14 protein-coding genes and 1 pseudogene are annotated in these 17,346 nt (G+C 71.5%); 11 read left to right on the top strand and 4 right to left on the bottom strand.

Annotated features, from left to right (window positions below; translation table 11 throughout):
* The first annotated feature begins 10 nt into the window (after positions 1-10).
* From AC5Y4Z_RS15655 to AC5Y4Z_RS15630, 6 genes and pseudogenes are all read left to right on the top strand, one after another.
* The gene (locus AC5Y4Z_RS15655; protein ID WP_499965367.1) at positions 11-1,078 is read left to right on the top strand and encodes a DUF7064 domain-containing protein; all 1,068 of its coding nucleotides are present in this window, start codon (positions 11-13) and stop codon (positions 1,076-1,078) included.
* A gap of 35 nt (positions 1,079-1,113) precedes the next feature.
* Positions 1,114-1,729: pseudogene (locus AC5Y4Z_RS15650) on the top strand (SDR family NAD(P)-dependent oxidoreductase).
* A 211-nt stretch (positions 1,730-1,940) separates the two neighbouring features.
* A complete protein-coding gene (locus AC5Y4Z_RS15645; RefSeq protein WP_499965366.1) occupies positions 1,941-2,153 on the top strand; it encodes a heavy-metal-associated domain-containing protein in 213 nt (70 codons plus the stop codon).
* Entirely contained in the window at positions 2,150-4,393 is a 2,244-nt protein-coding gene (locus tag AC5Y4Z_RS15640; RefSeq protein WP_499965365.1) for a heavy metal translocating P-type ATPase, read from the top strand. Before AC5Y4Z_RS15645 ends, AC5Y4Z_RS15640 begins: the two co-directional genes overlap by 4 nt.
* 42 nt (positions 4,394-4,435) lie before the next feature.
* Complete coding sequence (locus AC5Y4Z_RS15635; RefSeq protein ID WP_499965364.1) at positions 4,436-5,827, top strand: alpha/beta hydrolase; 1,392 nt, start codon at positions 4,436-4,438, stop codon at positions 5,825-5,827.
* Positions 5,828-6,020: 193 nt separating this feature from the next.
* Complete coding sequence (locus AC5Y4Z_RS15630) at positions 6,021-6,839, top strand: polysaccharide deacetylase family protein (protein ID WP_499965363.1); 819 nt, start codon at positions 6,021-6,023, stop codon at positions 6,837-6,839.
* Between the two features lie 53 nt (positions 6,840-6,892).
* On the opposite strand, the gene AC5Y4Z_RS15625 is transcribed toward AC5Y4Z_RS15630, so the two are convergent.
* A complete protein-coding gene (locus tag AC5Y4Z_RS15625; protein ID WP_499965362.1) occupies positions 6,893-8,293 on the bottom strand; it encodes an FAD-binding oxidoreductase in 1,401 nt (466 codons plus the stop codon).
* 157 nt (positions 8,294-8,450) lie between these two features.
* Between AC5Y4Z_RS15625 and AC5Y4Z_RS15620 the strand changes: the two genes are divergently transcribed.
* Positions 8,451-11,351: a helix-turn-helix transcriptional regulator gene (locus tag AC5Y4Z_RS15620; RefSeq protein ID WP_499965361.1), complete on the top strand. Its 2,901-nt coding sequence runs from the start codon at positions 8,451-8,453 to the stop codon at positions 11,349-11,351.
* A gap of 5 nt (positions 11,352-11,356) precedes the next feature.
* On the opposite strand, the gene AC5Y4Z_RS15615 is transcribed toward AC5Y4Z_RS15620, so the two are convergent.
* Together AC5Y4Z_RS15615 and AC5Y4Z_RS15610 are read right to left on the bottom strand one after the other, a co-directional pair.
* The gene (locus AC5Y4Z_RS15615) at positions 11,357-11,626 is read right to left on the bottom strand and encodes a DUF4242 domain-containing protein (protein WP_499965360.1); all 270 of its coding nucleotides are present in this window, start codon (positions 11,624-11,626) and stop codon (positions 11,357-11,359) included.
* A 13-nt stretch (positions 11,627-11,639) separates the two neighbouring features.
* Positions 11,640-12,119, bottom strand: coding sequence for a MarR family winged helix-turn-helix transcriptional regulator (locus AC5Y4Z_RS15610; protein WP_499965359.1), 480 nt, complete (start codon positions 12,117-12,119; stop codon positions 11,640-11,642).
* Positions 12,120-12,194: 75 nt separating this feature from the next.
* On the opposite strand from AC5Y4Z_RS15610, the gene AC5Y4Z_RS15605 reads away from it, so the two are divergent.
* The 3 genes from AC5Y4Z_RS15605 (at position 12,195) to AC5Y4Z_RS15595 (ending at position 15,753) form a co-directional block, all read left to right on the top strand.
* Complete coding sequence (locus tag AC5Y4Z_RS15605) at positions 12,195-13,130, top strand: CE1 family esterase (protein WP_499965358.1); 936 nt, start codon at positions 12,195-12,197, stop codon at positions 13,128-13,130.
* Positions 13,131-13,257: 127 nt separating this feature from the next.
* Positions 13,258-14,016 (top strand): helix-turn-helix transcriptional regulator, encoded by a 759-nt coding sequence (locus tag AC5Y4Z_RS15600; RefSeq protein ID WP_499965357.1) that lies wholly within the window; start codon positions 13,258-13,260, stop codon positions 14,014-14,016.
* Positions 14,017-14,112: 96 nt separating this feature from the next.
* Positions 14,113-15,753, top strand: coding sequence for a PE family protein (locus tag AC5Y4Z_RS15595; RefSeq protein WP_499965356.1), 1,641 nt, complete (start codon positions 14,113-14,115; stop codon positions 15,751-15,753).
* A 27-nt stretch (positions 15,754-15,780) separates the two neighbouring features.
* Here the strand turns inward: AC5Y4Z_RS15595 and AC5Y4Z_RS15590 are convergent, their stop codons facing one another.
* Entirely contained in the window at positions 15,781-16,389 is a 609-nt protein-coding gene (locus AC5Y4Z_RS15590) for a TetR/AcrR family transcriptional regulator (RefSeq protein ID WP_499965355.1), read from the bottom strand.
* Positions 16,390-16,457: 68 nt separating this feature from the next.
* Between AC5Y4Z_RS15590 and AC5Y4Z_RS15585 the strand changes: the two genes are divergently transcribed.
* The gene (locus tag AC5Y4Z_RS15585; RefSeq protein WP_499965354.1) at positions 16,458-17,288 is read left to right on the top strand and encodes an alpha/beta fold hydrolase; all 831 of its coding nucleotides are present in this window, start codon (positions 16,458-16,460) and stop codon (positions 17,286-17,288) included.
* Positions 17,289-17,346 lie beyond the last annotated feature (58 nt).

Genomic DNA, 17,346 nt, shown 5'->3' with positions numbered 1-17,346 from the left:
ACTGACAAGGATGGCCGTTGACCTGACCGGCGGTATCGACCCGTCGCGCGAATACGTGCTGGCCGAGCGCCCCGAGGATCCGGAAATGCGTGACTCCGTGAGCTTCTGGGTGATCGACGACCGCGGCGAGATCGGCCTGCCGCGCATCGGGATCGAAGCGGTGGGCGCCAACTGGGACGCGCACGACATTCAGGTCAACGTCGCCTTTCCCGACGGCCGCGTGTACCGGCTGCGCACCAACGGTCCCTCCCTGCCGGCCCAGGGACCCGACGGGCGGCCCACCGTGCTGGGCGCCGGCGGCCTTCAGTTCCGCTGCGTCGAGCCCTTCGCCGCCTGGACGATGTCCTACCAGGGCCCCGCGGTGCAGACCTCCTCGGCCGGCTTGATCGACGGCAACAAGGACGGCCCGACGGTGCACATCGGGTTTAACGTCGAGGCGACGATGGCCGTGCCGCCATGGGTGCAGGGCGCGTTGCGGCCCGACGCGGACACACAGCTGAAGACCACCTCCGTCGGTGCCATCATGGGCGGCCCGCGCTACGAGCAGTTGTTCACCGCCACAGGGGAATTCCGGGCGGGCGACGAGGTACGCGGCTTCACCGGGAGCGGGTTGCGGATCCGACGCACCGGAGCGCGCAAGCTCGCCGGGTTCTGGGGGCACTGCTGGCAGTCGGCCGTGTTCGCGAGCGGACGGGCGTTCGGCTATATCGCCTACCCGCCGCGTCCCGACGGCCTGCCGACGTTCAACGAGGGATACGTCTTCACCGGCGACGGCGGGCTTGTCGCCGCCCGCGCGGTGCGCGCGCCGTGGCTCACCCGGCTGCGACCCCCGGGCGAGGACGTCTCGCTGGTGCTGGAGACGGCAGGCGGCGGCGTCATCGAGATCGCCGGCGAGACCGTCCTTTCCACGCACGACGTTCACCACGACGACGACATGTACTCCATGCACGCGCTCAAGCAGGAGACGTCCAGCTTCCCCGCGGTGCAACAGGCCGGCGTGCGCTACAACTGGGATGGCGAGGTGTCCTACGGCATGCTCGAACGCTCCAACCCGCTCGACAAGATCGCGCGCGACTAGACCGCGATTAACACGGAAGGGAACCCAAACCGCAGATGAGCCCGTCACTCTCGGGAAAGGTCGCGTTGATCACGGGCGCCGCGCGGGGACAGGGCCGGGCCCACGCGGTGCGCCTGTCCGCCGAGGGCGCCGACATCATCGCGGTCGACATCGCCGGGCCGTTGCCCCCCAGCGTTCCCTACGACTCGCCCACGCCGGACGACCTGGCGGAGACGGCAAAGCTGGTGCGCGCCAACGGCCGGAAGGTCGTCACCGCGGCGGTCGACATCCGCGACTTCGACGCGCTCAATCCGCCGTCGACCGCGCGGTGGGCGAGCTGGGCCGTCTCGACGTCATCGTCGCCAACGCCGGGGTCTGCAGTCCGGCGCCCCCAGGCGTTCCGGGACACCATCGACACCAACGTGATCGGCACCTGGAACACCGTGATGGCCGGCGCGCACCACATCGTCGACGGCGGCCGCGGCGGGTCGATCATCCTGATCGGGTCCGCGGCGGCATCAAGACCTTCGGGGCTTGCACAAACCGTTGCTGCCCGAGGGCATCGCGCAGCCCGAGGACATCGCCGACGCCGTCGCCTGGCTGGCCTCCGATCAATCCAGGTTGGTCACCGCCACCCAGGTGTCGGTCGACATCGGCGTCGGTTACGTGTGATGCGCGGACGGACCGACACGACATTCGTCATCGCCGGCGGCGCCACCGGCCAGGTCGGGTACATCGGCGGCGGTTCAAACCTGCGGCAATGACAGAATGGCGCTGCCTGCGTTCGTTGCGGTGAGCACCGCCGAACGCGGGAATACCCCCTGGGACCGCAGCGTTGATCGGGAGCGCATACCCCCTGAGGGTATTGGCGGAGAGGAGCGTCATGGCGTCGAGCGAGTACCGGGTGACCGGGATGAGCTGCGGCCATTGTGAGGCGGCCGTGCAGGCCGAGGTGAGCCGCGTCCCGGGAGTGGACGGCGTGGACGTCAGCGCGCGCACCGGCAGGCTGGTCGTCGTGAGCTCGGCCCCGATCGACGCGAAGGCGATCCTGGAGGCCGTCGACGAGGCCGGTTACGAGGCGGTCCTGGTCGCGTGACAGCGGGTACCGATGCGGTGAACACCATCGAGCTGGAGATCGCGGGCATGACCTGCGCCTCCTGCGCGGCGCGCATCGAGAAGAAGCTGAACAAGCTCGACGGCGTCAACGCGCGGATCAACTACGCGACCGAGAAGGCCGCCGTCACCGTCCCGGCCGGATACGACCCGCGGACGCTCATCGCCGCCGTCGAAAACGCCGGCTATACCGCGGCGCTGCCCCGGCGCGAGGAGGCCCCTGACGAGGCCGAGCTGAAGTCGCTGCGCGCCCGGCTGGTCGCCGCGGCCGCGCTGGCCACCCCGGTCATCGCCCTGGCGATGGTCCCCGCGTGGGAGTTCCGCTACTGGCAATGGGTGTCGCTGGCGCTGGCCACACCGGTGATCGGGTGGGCGGGCCGCCCGTTCCATGCGGCCGCGTGGGCCAACCTCAAACACGGCGCCGCGACCATGGACACGCTCGTCTCGGTCGGGACGCTGTCGGCGTTCCTGTGGTCGGTGTATGCGCTGTTGGTGGGGACGGCCGGGCAGCCGGGCATGCGCCACGGCTTCGAGCTCACCGCCAACCGCGGGGACGGCACAGCCAACGTCTACTTCGAGGTCGCCGCGGGCGTCACCCTGTTCGTCCTGGCCGGCCGCTACTTCGAGAAGCGCTCCAAGCGGCGCGCGGGCGCGGCGCTGCGCGCCCTGATGGAGCTGGGCGCCAAGGACGTCGCGGTGCTGCGGGACGGCACCGAGGAGCGCGTCCCCGTCGCCCGGCTACGGGTCGGCGACGAGTTCGTGGTGCGCCCGGGCGAGAAGATCGCCACCGACGGGACCGTCGTCGCGGGATCCTCGGCCGTGGACGCCTCGATGCTCACCGGCGAGCCCGTCCCCGTCGAGGTCGGCGAGGGCGACCCGGTCACCGGCGCCACCGTGAACGCCGGCGGGCGCCTCGTCGTGCGGGCCACCCGCGTGGGCGACGACACCCAGCTCGCGCAGATGGCCAGGCTCGTCGACGCCGCGCAGTCCGGCAAGGCCCGGGTGCAGCGGATGGCCGACCGCATCTCCGGCGTGTTCGTCCCGGTCGTCATCGTCATCGCGGTGGTCACGCTCGGGGTCTGGCTGGCCGCGGGGTTCCCCGTCACGGCGGCGCTGACGGCCGCGGTCGCGGTGCTCATCATCGCCTGCCCGTGCGCGCTCGGGCTGGCGACGCCGACGGCGTTGCTGGTCGGCGGCGGGCGGGCCGCCCAGCTCGGCGTGCTCATCAAGGGGCCCGAGGTGCTCGAGTCGACCCGCCGGGTGGACACCATCGTGCTCGACAAGACCGGCACCGTCACCACCGGCAAGATGACCCTCGTCGACGCGATCGCCGCGCCGGGCACCGACCGTGACACGCTGCTGCGCTACGCCGGGGCCCTCGAGGACGCCTCCGAGCACCCCGTCGCGCAGGCGATCGCCAAGGCCGCCCGGTCCAAACTCGGCGCCCTGCCCCGAGCCCGGGATTTCGTCAACGAGGGCGGCAGGGGCGTGCGGGGCGAGGTCGACGGCCACGCCGTCGTCGTCGGGCGCGAAGAACTGCTCGCCGACGAGGGCGGGCGCCTCGACCCGCCGCTGTCTGCCGCCAAGGCCCGCGCCGAGGGGGACGGCCAAACCGCCGTCGCCGTGGGATGGGACGGTCGCGCGCGCGGGATCCTGGTCGTCGCCGACGCCGTCAAACCCACCAGCGCGGAGGCGATCCGGCAGTTCCGGGCACTGGGGCTGGCGCCGGTCTTGCTGACCGGTGACAACGAGACCGCCGCGAGGCGCATCGCCGACGAGGTCGGGATCGAACGGGTGGTCGCCGGGGTGTTGCCCGCCGACAAGGTCGCCGCCGTCGAACGCATGCAATCCGAGGGCAAGGTCGTCGCGATGGTCGGCGACGGCGTCAACGACGCCGCGGCCCTGGCCGCCGCGGACCTGGGGCTCGCCATGGGCACGGGCACCGACGTCGCGATCGAAGCCGCCGACCTGACGCTGGTGCGCGGCGATCTGCGCGCCGCGGTCGACGCGATCCGGCTCTCCCGGCGCACGCTGCGCACGATCAAGACGAACCTGTTCTGGGCCTTCGGCTACAACGTCGCCGCGATCCCACTGGCCGCGCTCGGCCTGCTCAACCCGATGCTGGCGGGCGCCGCGATGGCGCTTTCCAGCGCGTTCGTCGTCGGCAACAGCCTGCGCCTGCGGTCGTTCGCAACCACGACCCGCGACGATCCTGTGGGATAGTTGATCCGGCCCGCCGATCGGATTTAGCGAAGGTCATCACCGTTGCCTCATTTCGTCGAACAGCTGTCCCTGCTGCACGGCTGGTTGCCGGTGGCGGTGCAGGCGCTCGCGCTGGTGGCGGCCGTGGCCGCGATCGGAGTGCGGCGGCGACGCTGGCGGGGCTGGGCCCTCGCGGTGGCCCTGGGCGTCGCGGCGCTGGCCACGGCGCTGGCCTACTGGTACATCACGTCGATCGGTTTGGCCGGGGACCCGGCGCCGCTGTCGCTGTGGCTGTGGATCGCGATGAGCGGGCTCGCGCTCGCGGTGCTGGTGCTGGGTTGGCCCGGTGCGCGCTGGTGGCGCCGCGGGGTGGCGGTGGTGTCGGTGCCGCTCTGCGCGCTGTGCGCGGCATTGGCCCTCAACGGCTGGGTCGGTTATTTCTCCACGGTCGCGGCCGCATGGAATCAACTGACATCGCAACCGCTGCCCAATCAGATCGACCGCTTGAGAGTCACCGCGATGCAGCTCGAGCACACCAAGCCGGCCAAGGGCGTCGTGGTGCCCGTCAACATCGACGCCGACGCCTCGCACTTCCCGCACCGCCAGGAACTGGTCTATCTGCCGCCGGCGTGGTTCAACAGCAACCCGCCGCCCCGGCTGCCGGCGGTGATGATGATCAGCTCGGCGTTCAACACCCCCGCCGACTGGCTGGGCCCGGGTGGCGCGTTCACCGCGATCGACGACTTCGCCGCCCGCCATCACGGCTTCTCCCCGGTGCTGGTGTTCGTCGACCCCACCGGCTCGTTCGACAACGACACCGAGTGCGTCAACGGCACCCGCGGCAACGCCGCCGATCACCTGACCAAGGACGTGGTGCCCTTCGTCGTCTCGAACTTCGGGGTGAGCGCCGACCGGGCCAACTGGGGCGTCGCCGGGTGGTCGATGGGCGGTACCTGCGCCGTCGACCTGGCCGTCATGCACCCGGAGCTGTTCAGCGCGTTCGTCGACATCGCCGGCGACCGCAGTCCTTCGATCGGGTCGAAGGACCAGACCGTCGCCCGGCTGTTCGGCGGCGACGCCGCCGCCTGGTCCGGGTTCGACCCGGCCACCGTCATCGCCCGGCACGGTCCCTACACCGGGCTGTCGGGATGGTTCGACGTCCCCGCGTCGTCCGGGCCGCGCACCGTCGCCCAGGAAGCCGGTCCCGCCCAGGGCGCCCCCACCACAGACCCCGAGGCCAACCCGGAGGGCCAGGATGCCGCCGCCCACGCCCTGTGCGCCGTCGCCACCGCCAACGGGATCAGCTGCGCGGTGGTCAGCCAGCCGGGCAAGCACGACTGGCCGTTCGCCGCCCAGGCGTTCGCCGCGTCGCTGCCCTGGCTGGCGTCGACGCTGGGCACCCCGAACGCCGAGCCCGTCGGGCTGCCGCAGCGCGGCGGCGGCGCGCCGCATTGATCAGCGCCGACCGTTACCGTTTCGACGCCGAATTCACAGCTGACCCTCCTGTAACGCACCCGGCATCAGGAAACCGGCAATGGTACGGTTCGCTGCTGTGGCGGCGGAGTTTGGTAACGCGGGGACCCGGGGCACCGGGTCGCGCGCACGACCATCGCACCGGAAGCGCTCCGTTGCCGGCCACAGCCGCGCCGTGCCGGAGCTCAACCGCCGCCGCTTTCTGGGGGCGCTGGCCGCCGCCACCGTCGCCGGGGTGGGTGCCGCCCGTCTGGTGGTCGACCCGCAACCCCGGACCTTCGCCCAGACGCCTCCCTTGGACGTGGCGACCTCGGGTCCCACCGCGCCGGCCGCCCTGTTGCCCCCGCCTCCGCCGAGCGCCCGCATCCCGCTGCCCGGCGGCGGCGCGCTGACCAAGATTCCCGGCGACGGCGACCTGCTCGCGCTGACCGTCGACGACGGCGTCAACAGCGACGTGGTGCGCGCCTACACGCAGTTCGCCAAGGACACCGGCATCCGGCTGACGTTTTTCGTCAACGGCGTGTACGACTCGTGGACCGAGAACCTTCAGATGCTGCGCCCGCTGGTCGACTCCGGGCAGATCCAGCTGGGCAACCACACCTGGTCGCACCCGGATCTGACCACCTTGTCGCACGACAAGATCGCCGAACAGCTCACCCGCAACGACGACTTCCTGAAGAAGACCTACGGCGTCGGCGCGAAACCGTACTGGCGGCCCCCCTACGCGAAGCGCAACGCCGCCGTCGACGCCGTGGCCGCCGACCTCGGCTACACCGTCCCGACGCTGTGGTCGGGTTCGCTGTCGGATTCGACGCTGATCACCGAGGACTACATCGTCAAGATGGCCGACGAGTACTTCACCCCGCAGGCCATCGTCATCGGCCACCTCAACCACCTGCCGGTCACCCACGTCTACGGTCAGCTCGTCGACATCATCCGCGACCGAAACCTGCGCACGGTCACCCTCAACGACGTGTTCCTCAAGACGCCGTAGCGCCGGCCGGCCACGAATTCGTTTGCGCCCGCGAGTAATCCGCCACGCCCGAGCTACGGCGAAGGGACAGCTTCTGTCACGGCCGGGACGATGTTCTGGTTGATGTGGAACACGTTGCGCGGATCGTATTGCGCCTTGACCTCGCTGAGCCGCCGGTAATTCGGGCCGTACGTTGCGCGGACTCGGTCCTGGCCCTCTTCCATGAGGAAATTCACGTAGGCTCCGCCGGCCGAGTACGGGTGAGTCGCGTTCCAGTAATCCGCCGTCCACCCCTTCAGCACTTCGGCGTTGGCCGGGTCGGGATCCACCCCGGCGATGACCTGTGAAAAGTTGACGTCCCGGTATGCCCACGCCGTATCGGTTTGCCCGACCCGATGGACCGCGCCGTCGACCGGGTACAGGTGCATGGTGGAGTGCATCGTCGGCAGCTCCTCGATGAAGCGGGCATGGGCCTCGACCGCCCCGTCGGTCACGGTGCGGAAAAAGTCGCCGCGCCAATACCATTGCAGCCCTTTGGGGTACAGGTCATCGAAGGTGGACTGCAGCGCGGGATAGGGTGCCGCGGCGAGGGCCTCGAAGGCCGGCTTCATCTGCCGGACCGGCGCGAAAACCTCGTCGGCGCGGGCGGGATCGCCGCTGTAACACCAGATCACGGCGCACGCCTTCTGCAAGTGGAACGCCTCGGGGAACGGCGCCGCCGGCGGGACGGTGATTCCCGCGAAAAATCCGTACAGCTCCTCGTCCTGAGCCGGAAGGAAGTCCCGGTACCACTTGAGGACGTCGGCGGTGGCCGAAGCCGGCCACGCCGTGGGACCGCAGATCACGGTGTGCACCGGATGCAGCCGGAACGTGAATGACGTGACCACGCCGAAGTTTCCGCCCCCGCCGCGCAGCGCCCAGAACAGGTCCGGATGCTCCGATTCGGACGCCGTCACCGCACGGCCGTCGGCCAGCACGACTTCGGCCTCCAACAGGTTGTCGATGGTCAGCCCGTACTTGCGGGTCAGGTAGCCGTGGCCGCCGCCCAGGGTCAGCCCGCCGACGCCGGTGCTGGAGATGATCCCGGCCGGCGTCGCCAGGCCGTGCGCATGCGTGGCGCCGTCCACGTGCGCCCACGTCGCGCCGCCCTGGACGCGCGCGATGCGCCGGTCGGGGTCCACGTCGACGCGGTTCATCGGGGACAGGTCGATGACGAGTCCGCCGTCGACGCAACCGAATCCGGGACCGTTGTGGCCGCCCCCGCGGACGGCGACCGCGAGGTTCTGGGCGGTCTGCGCGAACTCGAGGGCGCCGGCGACGTCCCCGGCGGACCGGCAGCGCACGATCACCGCGGGCCGCTTGTCGATCATGCCGTTGTGCAGCGCCCGGGCCTCGTCGTATCGGGGGTCGCCGGGCAGGATCGCCTGCGCCCCGAATTTGCTGCGGAGTTCGTCGGTCGCGGTTGTCGCGCACATGGCCCGCACCTCCTGGAGTTGCTCACGGGTCTCGATGCCGCGACGCTACGGGGCGAGAAAGGCCGGCGTCATGACCACAACGACGCATTTCCGAGGCGCTCAACGATAGTCAGAACTGACTATCGACCCGCAAAACCGGCGCGATTACGTTGATTCCATGGCGCAGTGGGTGCCACCCCCGCTTCCGGCGGACCTGATGGCACGTCGCCGCGGCCCGCTCGTCGGCCGCGCCACCGAGCTGGCCGCGTTCGAGCAGGCGTGGGAGCGCGTCGAGGGTGCCAGCCGACAGGCGGTGTTCATCGGCGGCGAGCCCGGCGCGGGCAAGACGCGCCTGGCGGCGGAGGTGGCCGGAAAGCTGGCCGAGCATGACGTCGCGGTGCTCGTCGGGAGTTCGACGGCCGACGCGGACGTGCCGTATGCCCCGTTCGCCGAGGCGCTGGACCGGCTGCTGATCGCGACGCCGCCGGGTTCGATGGCGGACATCCTCGGCGACGCGGGACCGCAGTTGCGGCGGCTGTCCCCCCAGGTGGACCGGCACTTGCCCGGCATGGGCCCCGCGGCGGACGTCGCGTCCCCGCGGCAGGCCCTTTTCGAGGCGTTGACCGGCTTCCTGCGGCGCCTGGCCGTCGATCGACCGATCGCGCTGATCCTCGACGACCTGCATTGGGCGCAACTGCCCACCCTCGCGATGCTCGAACGCGTCCTGATCGGGTGCGCCGAGGCCCGCCTGCTGGTGGTGGCCACCTTCCGCACCACCGAACCGGACCGCTCCGACGAACTCACCACCAGGCTGGCCGAACTGCACCGCTTCGACGGTGTGCGGCGCCTCGACCTCGCCGGGCTGGACACCGAGGCGATCGCCGAATTCGTGCGGCGAACCCAGCAGCTGGCCCCAGCGTCCGCGCGCACGGCCGCGGCCCTGCTGCGCGACAAGACCGGGGGCAACCCGTTCTTCCTCACCGAACTCGTCAATGACCTGGAGGCCCGCGGCGGGCTGGCCACCCTGGGCGCCCAGCAGACCGTCCCGGCGTCGATCGGGGACGCCATCGCCCGCCGCCTCAGCGGGCTGGGGGCCGGCGTGCGGGGCGTCATCGAGCAGGCCGCGGTCCTGGGGGAGACGTTCGACCTGCCCGCGCTCGTCGCCGCGAGCGAAAGCGATCTCCCCGCCACGCTGGCGGCGGTCGATTCGGCCGACGGCGTCGGGCTGATCCGGCCCGTTCGTGACTCCGACGGCGAATTCTCGTTCGTGCACGCGCTGACCCGTGAGGCCGTGGTCGGAGGGATGGCGGCGTCGCGGCTGCGGATCATGCACGCGCGCGCGGCCGAGGCCCTCGAGGGCCGGGCCGACCCGTCGGTCGTGCCCCGGCTGGCGAACCACTACCTGCGGGCGCACGTGCTGGGCTACCACGAGCAGGCGTTGCGGTACGCACACCAGGCGGCCCGGATGGCCGAGCAGAGCCTGGCCTACGAGGATGCGGCGCGCTGGTTCGAGCGGGCGGCGTCACTGCCCGAGCTGAGCCGCGCCGACCGGGCGAGGCTGGACCTCGATGCGGCGGCCAACCACGTGCGCGCCGCCGATTTCGCGCGGGCGCGGGTGATCTACGAACGCCTCAGCGCGATGGACGACCCGCTGATCCGCCTGGGCGCGGCCATCGGCTATGAGGAAGCGAATTGGCGTCGCGGGCAATCGGATTCGACGGCCGCTGACCTGCTGGCCGCGGCGCTGGAATCCTGCGGCCTGGACAGCGACGACCCGCGCTACGTGCAGGCGCTCGGCAGCTTCGGGCGGGCGCTGGCCTTCGCCGGCGAGGCGACGCGCGCGCGGGAGGTCGGCAACAACGCCATCGAGCGCGCCCAGACCCTCGGCGATCCGGCGGTGCTGATGCACACACTGAAGACCAGCCTGTGGCACGGGCTCATCCCGGAGCAGTGTGAAATCCAGGCGGAGCGGTCGGCCGAGGTGTCCCGGATGGCGTTGGCGCGGCGTGACTACGAAGTGCTGGGCGCGTCCTCGCACTTTCGCGCCATGGTCAGCTATCTGGCCGGCCGGCCCGACGACCTCGCCGCGTCGCTGGCGGACATGCGGCGCGCGGGCCAAGCCATCGGCCAACCCGTCTTCGGGTTCGTCGGCGCGTGCGTCGAGCAGGCGCTGGCCTATCTGCGCGGCGACTTCGCCGCCGCCGAGCGGTGGGCCGACATCGCTTTGCGCACAGGCGATATGTTCGATGCGGACGACACCGAGGGCTCGCACGGCGTCCAGATGTTCATGATCCGGCGCGAAACCGCGGACCTGAAGAGATTCGCCGGATTCGTCGACGGCAGCGAGACATTCGCCGGACGATGGGTGCCCGGCCTGCTCGCGCTGTACACCGAACTCGGCTGCGAGCCCGGCATGACCCGCGCCCTCAATCATCTGCTGAACCGCAAGATCGGCGACCGCACCGACGAGGCACAGTGGCCGATGGAACTGGTCTTCATGGTCGAGGCGGCGCTGGAGCTGGGCAACCGCGAGGCGCTCCATGCCTTGCGGCCGTACGTATCCCGCTACGCCGGCAAGAATCTGGTTGCCGGCCAGTTCGTCGCCCTGTTCGGCTGCGCCGACCGATACCTCGCCCGCATCGCGGCGCTGGAGGGGGATACCGCCGCGGCCGAACGGCATTTCGACACCGCCCTCGAGATGGACCGCCGGATGGGCTCGGTGGTTCATATCAGTGACACGCTGGCCCGGTGCGCGCTCTTCGCCGCGTCGCAGGGCCGCGCCGAGGAAGCCCGGCGCCTGGCCGACGAGGCCCGCGCCGTCGCCGCCCCCATCGGCCAGAACCGGGTCGCCGACCTGGTGGATTCGTTGCACACGACGGGCCCGGACGGCCTTACGGACCGCGAGGTCGAAGTGCTGCGACTGCTCGCCGAGGGGCTGAGCAATCGCGCCATCGGCGAGCGCCTCTACATCAGCACCAACACCGCCGCCAACCACGTCCGCAACATCCTGATCAAAACCGGCGCCGCCAACCGCACCCAGGCGGCGATGTACGCCGCCGATCACGAACTGCTCGGCTAACTGTCTCAGATGTCGGTCAACGCGCCGTCGGGGGTGACGCGGTCACGCACCTCGACGATGACGTCGGCCGGCAGCCCGGCGCGCGCGGCCGCCGTCCGGATGGCCTCGGGCGAGGGAGCCTCGTAGAGGCAGTAGGTCTTTCGTTTGTCGGCGGACAGGAACGAGTACATCCAGCGCACGCCCTCGTGGTCGTTGATCCGGTTGATGCCGTCGGCGATCTCGAGGCTGGGTTCCAATTCCTCGGCAAAGTTGCGCTCGACCATGAAGATGGGCACGGCGGCCTCCTAATCATCGTGATGGGTCGAACCTAGTACAGCCTGCGCCCTGGGGAGGGCCATCACCCGCGGAGAGCAGCTCCTGCAGCGTCTCCCGCAACTCGCCCAATCGGCGGGCACCGAGCGCCCGTTCCCATCGCTTCTCCAAATCGACTGCGTGCGAGCGCATCACGCGCAGCGCCTGCCGACCGCGTGGTGTCAGCTCGATGATCCGGGCCCGGGCGTCCCCGGGATCGGCCGCCCGGGTGACGTAGCCGTGCCGCTCCAGGCTCGCCACCCCCTGGGCCACCGCCTGGCGACTGACGTTGAGCCGGTCGGCCAGGCCCGATGCGTGCAACCCACCTGCCCGCAGGGGGACCAGGGCAACCGCTTGCGCCGGGCGGATCCCGTCGAGCCCGGCCGCGGCGAACGCCGCTCGCAACGCGGGCGCCCCCGAGGCCGCCACCAGGTTCACCAACGCCGGAACGGTGGGTGTCCATTCGGCATCACGCATGGGACGAGTGTGCCCACTTGCAACGAATTTGACAAGTTACTTGTCGAATTTGGGCGCGGGTGCCACGATGGGCGCATGCGAACGCTGCGCGCCCTCGGCGTCTGTCTCGTGTCGGTCGTGGCCGTCGCGCTGGGCGGGTGCGGGGGCGGCGGACACGCGCTGGGAATGCCCGGCCCCCAATCGATTCCGGTCGGGCAGTCCACGCAAACCGTCCAGGCGGGCGGGATCAGCAGGACCTTTCACCTGTATCGACCGCAGGGCCTGCCCGACGCGGCACCGCTGGTGGTGATGTTGCACGGCGGCTTCGGCAACGGCGCACAGGCCGAGCGGTCCTACCACTGGGACGCCGAGGCCGACCAGGGGCATTTCCTGGTCGCCTACCCCGACGGCGTCAACCGCGCCTGGAACGCCGGGACGTGCTGCGGACAACCGCAGCGCGACAACGTCGACGACGTCGGTTTCCTCACCGCGATGGTGAGGGCCATCGAACAGCAGATCCCCATCGACGGCGCCCGCGTCTACGCCACCGGCATGTCCAACGGGGCCATGATGGCTCTGCGACTGGGATGCCAGACCGACACCTTCGCCGCGATCGCACCCGTGGCGGGCACGCTGCTGACCGATTGCTCCCAGGCCCGGCCGACGTCGGTGCTGCAGATCCACGGCACCGCCGACGACCGGGTGCCCTACCACGGCGGGCCCGGAAAAGCCTTCGCGATCAACGGGAATCCGCGCGTGGACGGCCCCTCGGTTGAGTCGGTCAACGCCACCTGGCGGTCGATCGACGCGTGCGGCCCGCCGACCTCGGCCACCGCCGCGAGCGTGACCACGCTGACGGCCGGGTGCCCGGACGGGCGCACAGTCGAGTTGATCTCGGTGTCGGGCGCCGGCCACCAATGGCCCGGCGGCGAGCCCAGCCCGCTCACCGAACTCGCGGGGATCCCCGGCCCGTCCACGGCGCTCAACGCCACCGACACGATCTGGCAATTCTTCGCCCACAGCCGGCGCTGAGTCGACGGGCTCCAACGTCGACTTGTTCGGGAAAATATCGCGCTTTCGCGACAATAACTCGACGTTCGGCGGGTTTACTAGACGCGGTGGAGCGGTTGACCTGCTCAGCCGGCCCGGGCTGACGCTGGTGAACTGGATCGCGCCGCGCCTCATCCTGGCCCTGATCCACGCCCGTCGCGGCGAACGGCCGGTCGGCTCGCTGCTCGACGACATCGAAGCCAGCTCGGAGGTCGACCAGCAGCGCTTCTTCCCGATCTGGGCGGCGCGCGCCGAGGCCGCCTGGCTGGCCGGCGACGACGAGGCGGCCCGGGACGTTGCGCGCGGCGCGTTGGCCAGGATGGGCGCCGACCGCAATCCCTGGCTGATCTGGCAGCTGTGCCGCTGGGCACAACTGCCCGGCGGCGCCCCGGAGGCGCCTTCCGTGCCCGTCCGCGACGACGGGCCGATCACCCCGTTTCAGCTCGAGCTCAGCGGGGACTGGCAGGCCGCCGCGCAGGCCTGGCGGGGCCGCGGCTGTCCTTACGACGCGGCCATCGCCGAATTGGGCGGCGACATCGCCGCGGCGGAGTCGGCGCTGGCCACGTTTCGCCGGCTCGGCGCCCGGGCGGCGGCCCGCCGCGCCCAACAGCGCCTGGCGACGCTGCGCGGCCCCGTCCGGCGCGGCCGGGCCGCCGACACGCTGGCGGACCCGGACGGGTTGACCCGCCGGCAACGCGAAGTGCTCACGCTGATCGCCGCCGGGCACAGCGACGCCGACGTGGCCGCCGCACTGGCGATCAGCCCCAAGACCGTCGGTCACCACGTCGCCGCCATCCTCGCCAAACTCGGCGTCGACAACCGGACCCAGGCCGCGGCCCGCGTCCGGCAGTCCCAAACCACCCCGTAATCACCAAAAAAAATAGGGAAGTTTCCCGATCAACTCCGGCTTCCCGCCTGCGCACACTACGACGGCAACCACTCTGTCTCAGCCGGGGGAACCGAAATGTCGTTTGTGATCGCCGCACCGGAGTATGTGACCGCGGCGGCAACGGATTTGGCCAACGTCGGCTCGCTGCTCAGCCAGGCCAACGCGGCGGCGGCCGGGCCGACGTCCAGCGTGCTGGCCGCGGCCGCGGACGAGGTGTCGGCGAGCATCGCCGCGCTGTTCAGCGCCCACGGACAGGCCTTCCAGGCGCTCGGCGCCCAGGCCGAGTCCTTCCACCAACAGTTCGTGCAACTGCTCAACGGCGGCGCCGCGCAGTACGCGCTGGCCGAGGCGGCCAACGCCAACCCGCTGCAGACGCTGGAGCAGGACGCGCTGGCCGTCATCAACGCGCCCACCGAGACGCTGCTGGGCCGCCCGCTGATCGGCAACGGCACCGACGGGGCGGCGGGGACCGGGCAAAACGGCGGACCCGGCGGGATTTTGTGGGGCAATGGCGGCAACGGCGGGTCCGGGGCGCCGGGGCAAACCGGAGGCCGAGGCGGTAACGCCGGATTGTTCGGCAACGGTGGCCTGGGCGGGGCCGGCGGGGCCGGCATCGCCGGCGCCACGGGCTCCGCGGCCAATGGCACCGACGGCACCGCCGGCGGCATCGGCGGCAACGGCGGCCCGGGCGGCAACGGCGGCTGGTTGTACGGCAATGGCGGTGCCGGCGGCATCGGCGGGGCGGGCGGGGCAGGCGGAGCCGGCGGCAACGGCGTCGTCGGCAGCATGTTCCCCAACGGCACCTTCGCGTTGAACCCCACCAATGGCGGCAATGCCGGCAACGGCGGCAACGGCGGGGCCGGTGGCCAGGCCGAGGGGCTGGCGGGATTGTTCGGGGGTCATGCCGGAACCAACGGTGACGGTGGCGCCGGCGGCAGTGGCGGCAACGGGGGCTCGATCAACGTCACCACCACCGCCAGCACCGCCGTCGTCAACGGCGCCAACGGCGGCAACGGCGGCAACGGCGGCAGCGGCCACCTCGGCGGCAACGGCGGGATCGGCGGCAACGGCGGCAACGCCACCGTCCACGCCGCGACCGCGTCTGCCGCCGGCGGCGGAGCCGGTGGCGGCGGCGGCCAGGGCGGCGACAGCATCGGTGGCGGCTATGGCGGCATCGGCGGCGCGGGCGGCACCGGCGGCAGGGCCACCGCCGGCGAGGGCATCTCGACTCTCTTCCCCGCCACCGGCGGCACCGGCGGCCAGGGCGGCGGCCCGGCCGGCACCGTCGGCGGCCCGGGTGGTGGTGGCGGCGGCGGCGGGGCCGACGCCATCGGGGTATCCATCGGGGCCCTCGGCGGTTTCGGCGGCACCGGCAACGGCACCGGGGCCGGGTTTGGCGGCGGCGGCGGCAGCGCCACCGTCGGCGCCACCGCGGGGGAGGCGCTGGTCGGCGGCGGCGGTGGGGGCGGCGGCGGGATCACCGGCGGCACCGGCGGCAGCGGCGGCACCGGCGGCAGCGGCCAGACCTTTTCCACCGGCCCCGGCGGTTCGGGCGGCGGCCCCGGCAACAGCGGCGGCAACGGCACCGGCTTCGGCGGCTTCAGCGGCGCGACAGGCGGCACCGGCGCGATCGGCGGCGGGGGCGGCGGGGGCGGCGGCACCCAATTTTCGGGCGGCACCGCCGCGGGCGGCATCGGCGGTCACGGCGGCGGCTAGCGCCGTCGGGCCGGTGCCGGCCGGCGATCAACGTTCGGACAGCATGGCGTCGATGAGCCGGTGCAGCACCTCCCCCGTGTCCCGGCGAGCGCGCTTCGGATCGTCGGCGGTGGCGATGAACATCGCCGCCTCGTCGAGCGCGCCGATCAGTATGTGCGCCAACGGTCGCAGCGGCTGGCGGGCCAGCTGCCCCGCGTTGATGGCCTCGCCGAGCAACTGTTCGGTCATGCCCAGGCTGTACCGCTGGGCCACGTCGCGGAAGGCCGCCCAGCCGAGCACGCTGGGCGCGTCCAGCAGGATCAGCTGGCGCACCTCGGGGTCACCGGAGACGTCGAGCCAGGCGTCGACCGCCGCCCGGATCGCGTGCGCGGGCGTCGTCGCCCCCGACTCGGCGACCAGCGTGGCCATCCGGGCCATCACATCCTGCTCGACGGCCTCCACGACCTCGGCGAAAAGCGTTGCCTTGTCCGCGAATTGGTGATACATCGCGCCGCGGGTGACACCGGCTGCGGTCGCGATCTCGGGCGTACCCACCTCGGCGTAGCCGCGCAGGCCCCACAGCTTGCGGGCGGCCGAAATCAGCGCGTCGCGGGTCGCCGCGGAGCGCTCCCCCTGGGTGCGTCTCTTGATTTCCATACAGCCTGTTGGTAACTTACGAACAGACAGCCTGTTTGTAAATGTACCGTTCGAGGTAGGAGTCATCCATGTCGACGATCGACATTAGTGCCGGGACCATCCATTACGAAGCAACCGGACCCGAGGACGGCAGGCCCGTCGTGTTCGTCCACGGCTACATGATGGGCGCCCAATTGTGGCGCCAGGTCGGCGAACGCCTCGCCGAACGCGGCCTGCGCTGCGTCGCCCCGACCTGGCCGCTGGGCGCGCACCCGCAGCCGCTGCGCCCCGGCGCCGACCGCACCATCACCGGGGTCGCCGGCATCGTCGCCGACGTGCTTGCCGCGCTCGACCTCGAGGACGTGGTCCTGGTCGGCAACGACACCGGCGGCGTCGTCGCACAACTCGTCGCGGTGCACCGTCCCGAGCGGCTCGGCGCGCTGGTGCTCACGAGTTGCGATGCGTTCGAACACTTTCCGCCGCCCGTCCTCAAGCCGGTGATCCTGGCGGCGAAGTCGAAGACGACCTTCCGGGCCGTGGCGCAGGCCATGCGGATGCCGGCCGCGCGCAAGCGCGCGTTCGACGGGCTGGCGCACCGCAACATCGACGACCTCACGGCGGCCTGGGTGCGACCGGGGCTGTCCGACCCCGCCGTCGCCGAGGACCTGCGCCAGTTCACCCTGTCGCTGCGCACGGAGGTCACCACCGGCGTCGCCGCGCGGCTACCCGAGTTCGACAAGCCCGCACTGATCGCGTGGTCGGCCGACGACGTGTTCTTCGAGCTCGGGGACGGCGAACGGCTGGCGGCGACCATCCCGAACGCCCGCCTCGAGGTCATCGAGGGGGCGCGCACGTTCTCGATGGTGGACCGCCCCGAGCGGCTCGCCGACCTGCTGTCGTCGATCGCGGTGCGCGCCTAGCCCCCGGAGCGCCGAACGTCGAGTTGTTGAGCCGAATCCGCGCGCTTTCCTCAACAAC

The organism is Mycobacterium sp. NGS63 (assembly GCF_059812295.1).
Note: the sequence above shows the minus strand (reverse complement) of the source record. Positions and strands in the feature narration are given on the sequence as shown.